The following is a 13387-nucleotide window of genomic DNA, read 5'->3' as shown; positions in this document are numbered from 1 at the left end:
TCGCCTTCGCTTGCCCGACGCGGCCAGAGGACGCGGCGAGGAACGGGGGGAGCAACTTCCGCCGTTCCCTTCCGATCACGACACGGTTTCCCCTGGCGCGCCTCTCCGCTAGATTGCGGCTGTGTGAAGCTTTCAGGAAATTCGGGGCACCGGCAGCGCAAGTACCGGTGACAGTGCATGCGTTTTCGTTGCTCGCCAGTGCTGACCGCGTTTGGCCTCGCCATCATGGTGACAAGCGGGCTTTGTGGCAGCGCGGAGGCGCGTGACCGGCGCTGCTATGCGCTCGAAGACGAACTCGCACGCGTCGCCAGCCTGGATGACGATCGGCGCGGCGGGGCCGAGGTTCAGCAGTGGGACCGCGCGCTTCAGGATGCCGCCGGCCAGCTCGACGGGCTGGAACGACGCTACCGGCGCGCCCATTGCAACGGCGGCGGGTTCCTGTTCTCCTCGCCCGACCCGCGCATATGCAACGGCATCGAGCGCGATATCGCCGACACACACGCCCGCATGGCGCGGCTGTCGCGCAACCGTTCCATCGCCATGCGGCGGAGCAACGGCGGCAAGATCGCCCAACGCATCGCCACGCTGCGCTCGCAACTCGCGAGCCTTCGCTGCAACGCGCCCGATTACAGCGCCTCCTCGCGAGCGCCGAATTCCCGCTATCCGCAAGACCCTTCCGTCTATGGTGGCCAACGCGGCACAGCTCGCCCCAATCGCAATGGCGTCATTGACGAACGCGGCGCCGCGCCGCGCGAACGCGAGGGCGGGCTCTTCGGCATGCTGTTTGGAGGCGGACGGCGCTATCAGGACGAACGCGATCCCTACACGCCCTACGAGGATCGCAGCCAGGGCGGCGGCACCTATCGCACCCTGTGCGTGCGGCGTTGCGACGGCTTCTTCTTCCCGATCTCGTTTTCCACGACCGAGGAGCAGTTCGCCCATGATGCCGATCAGTGTCAGGCCATGTGCCCGGGCACGGACGCGGAGCTTTACGTCTATCGAAACCCCGGACAAGACCCCTCCGACATGGTGTCCGTCTACGGCACGCCCTACACGGACATGGAAAACGCCTTCCGCTATCGCACCGAGTATGACGCGGATTGCACCTGCAAATCGAAGAACATGTCGGTTGCGGGGCTTGGCAACGCCTATGACGGCGACATGACGCCCCTGACCGGAGAGGGCAAGGGCAAGGTGCTCAATTCCTCCGGCGACGATGCCGCGAACGACTGGGACGCGGGCTCCGGCTGGACCGATACAACCACCTGGGACATGAACGACCCGCAATATTCCGGCGATCCATGGGATGCCGACGATCCGTGGAGCGGCTATCGCGGCGCGCCGAACGAGAATCTCGTCACTGACGTCACGCCGCTGCCGAAACTCTCCGCCGACGAGGATCCCGACACGATCGCGAACCAGCGTGGCAGCTACGTGCCTCGCCTCGCGAAAGTCACGACGCCGAAGACCGCGGATGTCGAAACCGCGTCTCCCGGCGACGGCACCGCGCCCGGCACACGCGAAGAGCCGCGCGAGCCCAGCCGCGTCAGACGAGTCGGTCCAAAGTATTTCGTCGCCCAATAAGCGGCAGCAGACGGGCAAGCTCCGGCCCGTGCTCAAGCCCCGTCAGCGCCTTTCGAAGCGGCATGAAAAGGCCCTTGCCCTTGCGGCCCGTGGCGGCCTTGAGCGCGCCTGTCCAGGACTTCCAGGTTTCCCCGTCCCACGGCTCCTCTGGCAGATGCCGCGCGGCCTCTTCGAGGAATTCGCGGTCTTCCGCCGCGATGTCCGGTTCGATCTGGCTCGAGACAATCCGCCACCAGCCTTCCACGTCCGAGACCTTTTCGATGTTTCCCGAAACCGTGTCCCACAGGGCGGAAACCTTGTCCGCCGGCACACCCATTTCGATGAGCCGGCCGGCGATCCTGTCCGCCGGCATCTCGCGCAGCAGACGGGCGTTCAGCGCGTCGAGGTCGGCGGGATCGAAGCGGGCGGGCGCCCGCGAGACGTGGGCGAGATCGAACTGCGCCGTCAGCGCGTCGAGACTGGCCATCGGCTCCACCGCATCGGAGCTTCCGATCAGCACCGCGAGGCTCGCCACCGTCATCGGCTCGTAACCCGCCTCGCGCAGTGCCGAGATCGACAGGGCGCCGGAGCGCTTGGAAAGCCCTTCGCCGGAGGCCGTCGTCAGCAGGTTGTGATGGCCGAAGACAGGCGGTGTGGCGCCCAGCGCGTGGAAGATCGCGATCTGCACCGCGGTGTTGGCGACATGGTCCTCGCCGCGGATGACATGGGTCATGGCGAAATCGATGTCATCGACAATGGAGGGCAGCGTGTAGAGGTAGGTGCCGTCCTCGCGCAGCAGCACCGGGTCGGACAGCGATGCGAGATCGACACTCTGCTCGCCCCGGCACAGATCGGACCAGGTAATTTCGGAACGACGGGTTTTGAAGGGATCGCTCTCGAAATTGGGCAGCAGGAATCGCCAGTGCGGCTTGCGCCCTTCCGCTTCCAGAGCGGCCTTTTGCTCATCGCTCAGCTTCAGTGCGGAGCGGTCGTAAATCGGCGGCAGGCCGCGGGCACGCCGCCGCTTGCGCCGACGGTCGAGTTCCTCGGGCGTCTCGAAGCAGGGATAGAGAAGCCCCGCCTGTTTCAGCTTTTCCGCTGCCTCGTCATAGAACGCGAAACGCGTCGACTGACGCTCGATGCGATCGGGCGCGATGCCGAGCCATTCGAGATCGCGGATGATGCCCAGGGCATATTCCTCGCGCGAGCGCGCCACGTCGGTGTCGTCCAGCCGCAGCACGAAGGACCCGCTCCGTTGCCGGGCGAACAGCGCATTGAACAGCGCCGTGCGCGCGTTGCCGATATGGATCTGTCCTGTGGGCGAGGGTGCGAAACGGACGGTTGCAGTCATGCTCTTTGCTGCTTGCCTTTGCTTGCAGAAATCCGTGAGCGCGTCTGATGGCGCGCACCTTGCAAACGGATCCTGCCTATGAATTCAGCTTCTACTATCGATCACCGCCGATGCAAACACGCGAGGTGCCGGAGGCGATATTGCGGCCCCCATGGGCAGGATCCGTGATCGGGATCAGGCGTCGTCGCTTATCCTTGGAGAGGGGCATGCATTCGGCCTTCTCAGAGGCTGGCCGGATAACGACATAGCGCCATTCCTCACCACGTCCTCCCCGTCATTGCCGGCTCCGAAGACGCCCCCTACCGCTTGTCGCGGAACCGGTTGGTGATCGGGTAGCGCCGGTCGCGGCCGAAGTTGCGGCTTGTGACCTTCACGCCCGGCGGGGCTTGTCGGCGCTTGTATTCGGCGACGTAGAGAAGGTTCTGGATCCGGTTGATCAGCGCCGCATCGTGGCCGCGTTCCTCGATCTGCGACACGCTCATTTCCCGCTCCACGAGGCATTCCAGAATGTCGTCCAGCACGTCGTAGGGCGGCAGCGAATCCTGGTCGGTCTGGTCGGGCCGAAGCTCGGCCGACGGCGGCTTGGTGATGATGCGCTCAGGGATCACCTCGCCTTCGGGCCCCAGCGCATCCGCCGGGCGGTGGGTGTTGCGCCAGGCCGCCAGCTTGAAGACCTCGGTCTTGTAGATGTCCTTGATCGGGTTGAAGCCGCCGTTCATGTCGCCGTAGAGCGTGGCATAGCCGACCGACATCTCCGACTTGTTGCCGGTCGTCACCAGCATCGGGCCGAACTTGTTGGAGATCGCCATCAGGATGACGCCGCGCGTGCGCGCCTGGACGTTTTCCTCCGCGACATTGGAGGCAAGACCGTCGAAGAGCGGCTTCAGCACCGCCTCGAAACCGGAGACGGCCGGCTCGATCGGCACCACGTCGTAGGCGACGCCCAGCGCCTTCGCGCAGGCTGCCGCGTCCTCCAGGCTTTCGCTCGCGGTGTAGTGATAGGGCAGCATCACGCAGCGCACCTTGTCGGCGCCCAGCGCATCCACCGCCATCGCCGCGCAGATCGCGGAATCGATGCCGCCGGAAAGCCCGAGGATCACACCGGGAAAGCCGTTCTTCATCACGTAGTCGCGAAGCCCCATGACGCAGGCGCGCCACTGCGCTTCAGCCAGTCCCGGCGCCGGCAGCCTCGTGCCGTCGACGCATTTCCAGGTGTCGCCCTCGCGCTTCCATGTGAAGGTCGCGATGTCTTCTTGAAACTGCGGCATCTGGATCGACAGCGTTCGATCGGCCTCAAGCGCGAAGGAGGCGCCGTCGAAGATGAGTTCGTCCTGTCCGCCGACCTGGTTTACGTAGACGAGCGGCAACCCGCTTTCCACCACGCGGGCGACCATCACCTGGATGCGTTCCTCGATCTTGTCGGCCCAGTAGGGCGAGCCGTTGGGCACGAGCAGGATCTCCGCTCCCGTCTCCGCAAGGCATTCGCAGACCTCGTCGTTCCAGGTGTCCTCGCAGATCGGCACGCCGATACGCAGCCCCCGGAAATCGATCGGCCCGGGCAGCGGTCCGGGTGTGAACACCCGCTTTTCATCGAAGGGGCCGTAATTGGGCAGATCGACCTTGGCGCGCACCGCCTGCACTTCGCCGCCGTCGAGCAGGCAGACGACGTTGTGGAGCTTGTCGTCGATCATCCAGGGGGCGCCGATGAGCACGGCCGGCCCGCCGTCAGCGGTTTCCTTCGCCAGATCCTCCACATGGCGGCGGCAGGCGCGCACGAAGGCCGGCTTCAAAACGAGATCCTCCGGCGGATAGCCGGAAATGAACAGTTCGGAGGTGATGAGAAGATCAGCGCCCTGCCCGGCCGCCGTCGCGCGCGCGGCGCGCAGCTTCTCGGCATTGCCAGCGAGATCGCCCAGCGTCGGGTTCAACTGGACGAGAGCGAGGCGCAGTGTATCGGTGATTGCGGTCATGATGGCGGTTCGGCCCAGTCGTCGAAAACGGTATCGGCGGAAACGAATTGTTCAACAAGCGAGATAGACGCCTGAGGCCGAAAAGGCCAGAGGGGCGGACGGGAAAGCGTGCAAAGGACTGGAAAATTCGAACGCGCCGAACGCTCTACCGGGTCTCTCGACTTGCGCCCCTCTCCCCCTTGCGGGGGAGATGTCACGCCTATGCGTGACAGAGGGGGGTAAGGCCGCTTGTTCCGAGTGTGCCGCTTTACCCCCCTCTGTCGACCTTTGGCCGACTTCTCCCCCGCAAGGGGGGAGAAGGGAGCAAGAGGTTGGCGCTCGGAGCTACATTCGCCTCACGCCGCGCGCGAGGTGTCCTGCAGCCGCATGGCCTCGGCTTCCGCCTCGCGCTCGCGGCGCTGGCGTTCCGCAATCGCCCGCAGCTTCGCCCCGTCGATGCCGGCGGCGCGGGGAAGCGGGCCGAAATATCCCGGAACGCGGATGAACGGCCGGTCCTCGGTGACGATGCGCTCGATGCGGCGGGCAAGCGCGCCCGGCGTCAGTGGCTTCTCGATGAATTCGTTGACGCCCAAGCGGGCTGCGGTCAGCGCGTGGTCGCGGCCGGAAAACGACGTCAGCATGATGACCGGAAGCATGGAGATCGGCGAGGTCGGATCGGCGCGCAAGCTGCGCATGAAATCCTCGCCTCCCATCGGCTGCATCAGCCAGTCGCAGATGATGATGTCCGGCTCTTCCCAGGCGATCTGTTCGAAGGCCTGCGTGCCGTCAGCCGCCTCCGCCACCCGTGCGCTGCCGAGCTCGCACAACACGGTGCGGATGGCATTGCGCATGAATTCGCTGTCGTCGACAACGAGAAAGCTCAGTCCGGCGAGATCGATCCCGCAGCGCATGGTGCGCCTCACTCCAACGCGTATCCTGACACAATCGTCATGCGGTTATGCCCCGTATGGCGTTGCGATCGCGTTAATCCGGGCAGGATCCGTGTTCGTGCGGACATGACGACGCCGGCCGCCTTGCGTCTTCGTTGAAAGCGGCCGGCGTCATCAAAGCTCAGTTTTACCCCTTATGCCGCCATGGCGGAGGCGGCGCCGGCGAACTGGAAGGCATCCATTCTCAGGATGCCGTATTCGGCGCTGGTGTGGACAAGCCGGCCTTGCGGATCTTCACCCGTCGCCCCAATCGCCGCCCCCATCGCCACCAGCAGCGGGAGATAGTGTTCCTCGCTCGGGTGGTTCTCGGCTCCGAAAGGTGCGCGACGGCGGTAGTCGACCAGATCCTCAACCGCCCCCTCCTCGATCCTGGTGCCCACCCAATCGGCGAATTCCTTCACCCATTGCGGCTCGGTTTCATCGATCGCGCGCATGCCGCCACCGGGAGCGCGCAGCTCATGAAGGTTGTGGGTCAGCGAGCCGGAGCCGATCACGAGCACGTTCTCGCGCGTCAGAGGCTCCAGCGCCCGCCCGAGCGCCAGATGATGCGCCGCGCCTTTGTCCGGCTGGACGGAGACCTGCACGACAGGGATGTCAGCCTGCGGGTAGAGCAGCTTCAGCGGCACCCAGGTGCCGTGATCGAAGCCGCGGCGCGGTGCAAGACGCGGTGCAAGACCGGCCTTTTCGACCAGGCCGGCGACGCGTTCGGCCAGCGCCGGATCCCCCTTCGCAGGGTAGACGATCTCGTAAAGTTCGCGCGGGAAACCGTACATGTCATAGATCATGTCCGGCGCGGGATCTGAGACGATTGTCGGCGCGTCCGCTTCGAAATGGGCGGACACGGAGACGATAGCATCGGGGCGCGGCTGGGATGCGGCATAACCGGCGAGGAAATTCCGCGCGGCTGTGTTCTGGAGAACCAGCATCGGCGAGCCGTGCGATACGAAAAGCGGATGAATGAAAGGCATGGTGACCTCCTTGACTTGCCAGAGAGATCGCATCGCCCCCTGGGCCGGTCAATGTCGCGGGCGGTGAACAGTGCGTGCACGACATGCCCGATATTCGTTCCGGATATCTCCCGTCCGGCAACCCAAAACGCCGGCCAGAGTGGTCCCCAGTCGATAAAACTGGCCTATAGCGCCTGCTCTGCCCAACTTATTTGCTCATTTGAATTATAATAAAAGACATAGCAACCTCTCATGTTTCCAAGGCTAATTTTCTATCACGTTGCTTCATTCCAATCTGAGTGATGTGACATTCCGACATTTTTGCCGTATCCCCCCTTGCATCCCGCCCGATAAACTTGCTTCTTAGTCTCAAGTTAAGGGCCGTCGCAGCGATCCGTCCCATCCATCGCGCAATGACCCGAAACCCGTGGCCCGGCCTTTCGCGGTCCGCCACCGCCTGGTGACGGTCAGCCAGCCCTCCCCCTTCGGGCCGACTGGCCGCCTCAGCCGACTTTTAAGAGCAACAAGGAATCCAAGACGATGAATCGGACGAGTGTCAGCATTTTCGGTGCCGGACTTCTGGCCATGGCGTTTGCCGTCCCCGCCCAGGCGATCGAATATCCGATCGGCGAGCCGCAGGAAGCCGGCGGTTTGGAAGTCGCCGCCGTCTACCTGCAGCCGATCGTCATGGAGCCGGCCGGCATGATGCGCCCTGCGGCGGAGTCCGACGTCCACCTGGAAGCCGACATCCACGCGCTGGCAGACAACAAGAACGGTCTGGCCGAGGGCGAGTGGGCGCCGTATCTCAACATCGAATACACGCTCACCAAGGAAGACAGCGGCGAGACACAGTCCGGCCCGCTGATGCCGATGGTCGCCAATGACGGTCCGCACTACGGCGACAACATCAAGCTCATGGGCCCGGGCAAATACAAGCTCACCTTCAAGATCGCCGCGCCGGGCAAGGAGTTCGGCCGTCACGTCGACAAGGAGACCGGCGTCGCCCCGTGGTTCGAGCCATTCACGACGGAGTACGAGTTCGTGTTCTCCGGCGTCGGCAAGAAGGGCGGCTACTGAGCCAGCGCCTGTTCCACAGACAAGGGCCGGCACCCGACAGGTGCCGGCCTCCCCCAATCCCGCCGGCAGCAGACCTCATGACACATTCGCTCCACCTTCTCAGATCCGCCGTTTCAGGACTCCTCGCGGCCCTCATCGGCATTGCCGTTCCAGGCGTCGTCCCGGCATCGGCCGACGAGATGAAGACTTACGACATGGAACTGAAGGACGGCGTGATCACACCGCAGACGCTTGAGGTGGAAGCCGGCACGACCTTCAAGATCATCGTGCGCAACACCGGCACGACGCCGGCCGAATTCGAAAGCCTCCGGCTTCGCAAGGAAAAGGTGCTCGGCCCCGGCGTGACATCTTTCGTGGTCATCCGCCGCCTGTCGTCCGGCACCTACAAGTTCTACGACGAATTCCACATGGATCAGGAGAGCGCCAACGGCGTGATTATCGCCAAGTGACGATTGTCATCAGCCCAATGACGCAGGTACGGCCTCTATGACCACACAGATATTGTTCATCGTCTGGCGCGAGAGCGTCGAAGCGCTGCTGGTGATCGGCATCCTGAATGCCTGGATCACCCACAACGCGGCCTATTCCGCCGGCAGGCGCTATCTTTGGGGCGGGGTCCTTGCGGGCCTCGCCGTGGCGATCGTGCTGGCCTACGGCCTGCTCGAGGCCTCCGCCGTCATGTCGGGCGAAAGCCTCGAATACTTCCAGGCGGCACTGGTACTGATCGCCGCCGGGCTCATCGTGCAGATGGTCTTCTGGATGCGCAAACACGGCCGCCAACTCAAGCGTGAGCTGCAGCAGGGCGTGGAAAGCGCGGCTGAGAGCGGGCGCTGGTGGACGGTGACGATCCTTGCGGCAATCGCCGTCGCGCGCGAGGGCAGCGAAACGGTGGTCTTTCTCTATGGCATGTTCGCCGCAGGCCCGGCCGTTTCCACCTGGACCGTCGTCGGTGCGTCGGCCGCCGGCTTCGCGCTGGCGTTGCTCACCTACGGCGTGCTGCAGCTCGGCGGCAGGGTGCTTTCCTGGCGGCTGTTCTTCTCGGTGACCGAGGCGATGCTGTTGCTGCTCGCCTGCGCGCTGTTCACCACCGGCATCGGCGACCTCGCCTCGCTCGGACTGATCCCCTACATGGATCCGGTCTGGGATACGTCGTTCATCCTCGACGACATGAGCCGGTTCGGCGGCATCGTCGCCTCGCTCACCGGCTACCGTGCCATGCCGGACCCGGCGACAGTCACGGTCTGGGTGGTCTTCTGGGGCGGCGTCGCGCTGCTGTTCGCCCGGGCCAAGCGCGTCAACAAGGCCGGGGAGGCAGCACCAGCGACGGCGGCCACCCAATGAGCACCACCATCTACATCCGGGATATGGGCCTCGACGGACCGGCCAGAACCCGGCCACGGCTTGCCGCGGTCGGGCTTTGGCTGCGTCGCCACCAGCGTTTCATCCGCGTCGTGCAATGGTGCATTGTCGCCATCTACGCGACGCTGCTGATCGTCCCCACCCTGCTGCCGCTGCCACCGCTCGCCGCCCATATCTGGAACAATCTGACAGTCTTCGCCGAGTTCGTGTTCTGGGGCATCTGGTGGCCGGGCGTGCTGCTCTCCATCGTGCTGTTCGGCCGGCTGTGGTGCGGCACCATGTGCCCGGAAGGCGCCTTGTCCGAATTCGCCAGCCGGCACGGCCGCAAGCGCTCGGTGCCGCGCTGGATCCGCTGGTCGGGCTGGCCCTTCGTCGCCTTCGCGTGCACCACGCTCTACGGCCAGATGATTTCCGTCTACCAGTACCCTCTTCCCGCGCTGCTGATCCTGGGCGGTTCCACGGCGGCGGCGATCGGCATCGGCTACATGTACGGCAACGACAAGCGCGTGTGGTGCCGCTACCTGTGCCCGGTTTCCGGCGTCTTCGGCCTGCTCGCCAAGCTCGCCCCCTTCCATTACGCGGTGGATCGCACCGCGTGGGATGCGTGCGGGAGCCAAAGTCCCGCGCGCGAGCCCTTCAACTGCGCGCCGCTGGTGGCCGTTCGCACCATGGAAAGCGCATCGGGCTGCCACATGTGCGGTCGATGCGCGGGCTTTCGCGATGCCGTCAATCTGGAGGCGCGCTCGCCGAATGCCGAGATCGTCGAGGTCTCGGGCCGCAGCGCCACCCATTGGGACAGCCTTCTGGTCATCTTCGGCATGCTGGGCATCGCGACGGGCGCGTTTCAGTGGTCGTCGAGCCCGTATTTCGTCACCATCAAGCAGGCCCTCGCCACCTGGTTGGTCGAACACGGCATCATCTGGCCGCTTCAGACGAGCATGCCCTGGTGGATCCTGACCAACTACCCCGCCCAGAGCGACGTGATGACGGTGCTCGACGGGACGGTGTTCCTGATCTACGTCTTCGCGGTCGCCATCGCCATTTCCGCCATCATCGGCGCGTGCCTTGCCGCCGGCGTGCTCATCACGGGGCGGTGGAGCGCGAAGAGCTTTCATCACCTCTCGCACGCGCTCATTCCGCTGGCCGCCTGCGGGCTGATCCTGGGGCTCTTCTCCACCACGGTGACGATCATCACCGCCGATGGCTTCTCGCTGTCGTGGCTGTCGGAAATCCGCGCATTGTCGATTGCAGGAACCTTCGCGTGGTCGCTCTGGCTTGCGGCCCGCATCTTCCACGCGCGCTGCGGCTCGTCCGCCCGCACCGCGCTTGCGACCGCGCTCTTCGCGGTGGCCATGGCCGCGCCCGTCACGGCGTGGTCGTTCCTGTTCTGGATCTGGTGAACGGCGCATATCCGCCGTTCCCCTCGCCAGCCGGGCTTGCCGGGGTTTTTCAAGGGACCCCGGAGGTTTGAGACCCGGCCCGCCAAAAGCGCCTGTCCCCCAGACGCGAAACGGCCCGTCGTTCGCAAGAGCGGCGGGCCGATTGGTATCAGTCAAGAACACCGGCACAGAGATGCCGTATCCGCCCCCTCTCCCATAGGGAGAGGGCCGGGGTGAGGGGGGTCGAGCTACCGAGGATACGGAGATATCTCCCCCCCTCACCCGGCGCATGCGCGCCGACCTCTCCCCATGGGAGAGGTGATTGACCGCAACCGCTTCAGCAGACCGGCAACAAACTGCGGCGTAGGCATCTACCACGAGGCCGCCCTCGCGCACGGCCCCCACACATGAAAACGGCCCGCCATCCTCGGGGGATGACGGGCCGCTCATTCATCTCAATCCATTCCGGACCTTTACGAAACCACCGCCACCTCGGCGCTGCGGTCCTCGCGTTCCTTCTTGATGTTCTCCGCCACCAGGAAGGCCAGCTCCAGCGCCTGATCGGCGTTGAGGCGCGGGTCGCAATGGGTGTGGTAGCGCGCCGAGAGATCGTCCTCGGAAATCGCGCGCGCACCGCCGGTGCATTCCGTCACCGCCTTGCCGGTCATCTCGATGTGGATGCCGCCGGGGTGCGAGCCCTCGGCCCGGTGGACGGCGAAGAAGGCTTCAACCTCGCCCAGAACCCGCTCGAAGGGCCGTGTCTTGAAGCCGGTCGCGGCCTTGATCGTGTTGCCGTGCATGGGATCGCACGACCACACCACCTTGCGGCCTTCCCGCTCCACCGCGCGCACCAGCGCCGGCAGGTGATCATAGACCTTGTCGGCGCCGAAGCGTGCGATCAGCGTCAGACGGCCGGCCTCGTTGGCCGGGTTCAGGATGTCGATCAGCTTCAGCAGGTCGTCCGGCTCCATCGAAGGGCCGCACTTCAGGCCGATCGGGTTCTTGATGCCACGACAGAACTCCACATGCGCGTGGTCCGGCTGGCGGGTGCGGTCGCCGATCCAGACCATGTGGCCCGAGGTCGCGTACCAGTCGCCGGAGGTCGAATCGATGCGGGTCATCGCCTGCTCGTAGCCGAGCAGCAGCGCCTCGTGCGAGGTGAAGAAATCGGTCGAGCGCAACTGCGGGGCGCTGTCGGGATCGACGCCGCAGGCCCGCATGAAGTCGAGCGCCTCGGAAATCCGGTCGGCGATCGACTGGTAGCGGCCGGCCTGCGGGCTGTCCTTGACGAAGCCCAGCATCCACTGATGCACATGGTCGAGGTTGGCGAACCCACCCTGCGCGAAGGCGCGGATCAGGTTCAGCGTCGCGGCGGACTGGCGATAGGCCATTTCCTGGCGCGCCGGATCGGGTATCCGGTCAGCCTCGGTGAAGTCGATGCCGTTGACGATATCGCCGCGATAGCTCGGCAGCTCCACGTCGCCGATCTTTTCCATCGGCGCGGAGCGCGGCTTGGCGAACTGGCCGGCGATGCGGCCGACCTTCACCACCGGCGAGGCCGCCGCATAGGTGAGCACGACGGCCATCTGGAGAAAGACGCGGAAAAAGTCGCGGATGTTGTCCGCGCGATGCTCGGCAAAGCTCTCGGCGCAATCGCCGCCCTGCAGCAGGAAGGCGCGGCCTTCCGCCACTTCCGCCAGCTGCTTCTTCAGCTTGCGCGCCTCACCGGCAAAAACCAGCGGCGGGTAGGTTGCGAGTTTTGCCTCGACAGCCTCGAGCGCCGTCTTGTCGGGATAATCGGGCACCTGCTGAATAGGCCGAGACCTCCAGGTTTCCGGTGTCCACTTCTCCGCCATAACCTTCTCCTGATCCACAAACGGTCGCGGCCAACTCCTCCGCGCAGCCGGCGCCCCGGACGTTGCAACGCCCCAACGGAACGCGCATACCGATACGGCACCTTTGTCGCTTTTGCGCACGACCTTCGCGGGTTATACACGGCGGGCCAATTCAAGGCCACCGCTTATGACGGCTCAACCCAGCAAACGGCCAGGCAGGGCGACGGGATGAAACTGGAACACGAACATACCCCCGCCGCCATCGCGCGGAGGCTGGGGCAAGGTCCGAGCGTCAACTACCTGCGCGACTGGGTCTATGGCGGCATCGACGGTGCGGTGACGACGTTCGCCATCGTCGCCGGCGTGGTCGGTGCCGAGCTTTCCGCCGGCATCGTGCTGATCCTCGGGCTTGCCAACCTGCTGGCCGACGGCTTTTCCATGGCGGCGGCGAACTATTCCGGCACCAAGACCGAGGTCGACGACTACCACCGCCTGCATGCCATGGAAGAACGCCACATAGCCCGTGAACCGGAGGGAGAGCGCGAGGAGATCCGCCAGATCTTCCGCGCCAAGGGCTATGCGGGCGAGGATCTGGAGACCCTGGTGACGCTGATCACGTCGCAGCGCCAGACCTGGATCGAGACCATGCTGTCGGAGGAATTCGGCCTCGCCACGACGCTGCGCTCGCCGCTCAAGGCCGCTGCCTCCACGCTCGCCGCCTTCGTGATCTTCGGCTCCGTGCCGCTCATGCCCTTCGTGTTCGCAAGCGGTGCCGGCTCGGCGGAACTGTCGCTTGCCATGACGGCGGTGGTGTTCTTTGCCATCGGCTCGATGAAAAGCCGCTGGTCGACCCAGAGCTGGTACGCATCGGGGCTGGAAACGCTGAGCATCGGCCTTGCGGCCGCCGGCATCGCCTGGGTGATCGGCTACGCGCTGCAGGGGTTTGCCGCCTGAGCCAGAGGCGAGACCGGCGCAAG

At 65.1% G+C, this 13387-nt stretch carries 11 protein-coding genes; 6 read left to right on the top strand and 5 right to left on the bottom strand.

Features of this window, described 5'->3' with window-relative positions; genetic code table 11:
* Window positions 1-177 precede the first annotated feature (177 nt).
* A complete protein-coding gene (locus C8N35_RS11050; protein WP_107989752.1) occupies window positions 178-1584 on the top strand; it encodes a DUF2865 domain-containing protein in 1407 nt (468 codons plus the stop codon).
* On the opposite strand, the gene gltX is transcribed toward C8N35_RS11050, so the two are convergent.
* The 4 genes from gltX to C8N35_RS11030 form a co-directional block, all read right to left on the bottom strand.
* Complete coding sequence (gltX, locus tag C8N35_RS11045) at window positions 1547-2914, bottom strand: glutamate--tRNA ligase (protein WP_107989751.1); 1368 nt, start codon at window positions 2912-2914, stop codon at window positions 1547-1549. The two genes, C8N35_RS11050 and gltX, sit on opposite strands and share 38 nt — an antisense overlap.
* Before the next feature lie 299 nt (window positions 2915-3213).
* Window positions 3214-4884: an NAD+ synthase gene (locus C8N35_RS11040; protein ID WP_107989750.1), complete on the bottom strand. Its 1671-nt coding sequence runs from the start codon at window positions 4882-4884 to the stop codon at window positions 3214-3216.
* Between the two features lie 335 nt (window positions 4885-5219).
* Window positions 5220-5786 carry a response regulator gene (locus tag C8N35_RS11035; protein ID WP_146177381.1) on the bottom strand — a complete coding sequence of 189 codons (567 nt, stop codon included), beginning with the start codon at window positions 5784-5786 and terminating at the stop codon, window positions 5220-5222.
* 161 nt (window positions 5787-5947) lie between these two features.
* Window positions 5948-6781, bottom strand: a complete 834-nt coding sequence (locus tag C8N35_RS11030; protein ID WP_107989748.1) for a DODA-type extradiol aromatic ring-opening family dioxygenase — start codon at window positions 6779-6781, stop codon at window positions 5948-5950.
* A 519-nt stretch (window positions 6782-7300) separates the two neighbouring features.
* Here C8N35_RS11030 and C8N35_RS11025 point away from each other — a divergent pair.
* The 4 genes from C8N35_RS11025 to C8N35_RS11010 all read left to right on the top strand — a co-directional run bounded on the left by C8N35_RS11025 (window position 7301) and on the right by C8N35_RS11010 (window position 10596).
* Complete coding sequence (locus tag C8N35_RS11025) at window positions 7301-7837, top strand: iron transporter (RefSeq protein ID WP_107989747.1); 537 nt, start codon at window positions 7301-7303, stop codon at window positions 7835-7837.
* Window positions 7838-7914: 77 nt separating this feature from the next.
* Window positions 7915-8286 (top strand): cupredoxin domain-containing protein, encoded by a 372-nt coding sequence (locus C8N35_RS11020; protein WP_107989746.1) that lies wholly within the window; start codon window positions 7915-7917, stop codon window positions 8284-8286.
* A gap of 37 nt (window positions 8287-8323) precedes the next feature.
* On the top strand, window positions 8324-9178 hold the full coding sequence (locus C8N35_RS11015) for an FTR1 family iron permease (RefSeq protein ID WP_107989745.1): 855 nt from the start codon (window positions 8324-8326) through the stop codon (window positions 9176-9178).
* Window positions 9175-10596 (top strand): 4Fe-4S binding protein, encoded by a 1422-nt coding sequence (locus C8N35_RS11010; protein WP_245926758.1) that lies wholly within the window; start codon window positions 9175-9177, stop codon window positions 10594-10596. The genes C8N35_RS11015 and C8N35_RS11010 overlap by 4 nt, the downstream gene beginning before the upstream one ends.
* Window positions 10597-11048: 452 nt before the next feature.
* Here C8N35_RS11010 and C8N35_RS11005 read toward each other — a convergent pair whose 3' ends face one another.
* Complete coding sequence (locus tag C8N35_RS11005; protein WP_107989744.1) at window positions 11049-12431, bottom strand: class II 3-deoxy-7-phosphoheptulonate synthase; 1383 nt, start codon at window positions 12429-12431, stop codon at window positions 11049-11051.
* Window positions 12432-12638: 207 nt separating this feature from the next.
* On the opposite strand from C8N35_RS11005, the gene C8N35_RS11000 reads away from it, so the two are divergent.
* A complete protein-coding gene (locus C8N35_RS11000; protein ID WP_107989743.1) occupies window positions 12639-13364 on the top strand; it encodes a VIT1/CCC1 transporter family protein in 726 nt (241 codons plus the stop codon).
* Window positions 13365-13387: the final 23 nt, after the last annotated feature.

The sequence above is a fragment of the Breoghania corrubedonensis genome (assembly GCF_003053845.1).
Classification (GTDB): Bacteria; Pseudomonadota; Alphaproteobacteria; order Rhizobiales; family Stappiaceae; genus Breoghania; species Breoghania corrubedonensis.
The sequence above is the reverse complement of the archived record's forward strand: the minus strand, read 5'-3'. Positions and strand labels throughout refer to the sequence as shown.

What these genes read in the sequence shown, in the direction of transcription:
- C8N35_RS11005 (WP_107989744.1), bottom strand. Translation starts at nt 12,431, where the DNA reads ATGGCGGAGAAGTGGACACCGGAAACCTGGAGGTCTCGGCCTATTCAG.
- C8N35_RS11025 (WP_107989747.1), top strand. Translation starts at nt 7,301, where the DNA reads ATGAATCGGACGAGTGTCAGCATTTTCGGTGCCGGACTTCTGGCCATG.
- gltX (WP_107989751.1), bottom strand. Translation starts at nt 2,914, where the DNA reads ATGACTGCAACCGTCCGTTTCGCACCCTCGCCCACAGGACAGATCCAT.
- C8N35_RS11010 (WP_245926758.1), top strand. Translation starts at nt 9,175, where the DNA reads ATGAGCACCACCATCTACATCCGGGATATGGGCCTCGACGGACCGGCC.
- C8N35_RS11030 (WP_107989748.1), bottom strand. Translation starts at nt 6,781, where the DNA reads ATGCCTTTCATTCATCCGCTTTTCGTATCGCACGGCTCGCCGATGCTG.
- C8N35_RS11040 (WP_107989750.1), bottom strand. Translation starts at nt 4,884, where the DNA reads ATGACCGCAATCACCGATACACTGCGCCTCGCTCTCGTCCAGTTGAAC.
- C8N35_RS11020 (WP_107989746.1), top strand. Translation starts at nt 7,915, where the DNA reads ATGACACATTCGCTCCACCTTCTCAGATCCGCCGTTTCAGGACTCCTC.
- C8N35_RS11000 (WP_107989743.1), top strand. Translation starts at nt 12,639, where the DNA reads ATGAAACTGGAACACGAACATACCCCCGCCGCCATCGCGCGGAGGCTG.
- C8N35_RS11050 (WP_107989752.1), top strand. Translation starts at nt 178, where the DNA reads ATGCGTTTTCGTTGCTCGCCAGTGCTGACCGCGTTTGGCCTCGCCATC.
- C8N35_RS11015 (WP_107989745.1), top strand. Translation starts at nt 8,324, where the DNA reads ATGACCACACAGATATTGTTCATCGTCTGGCGCGAGAGCGTCGAAGCG.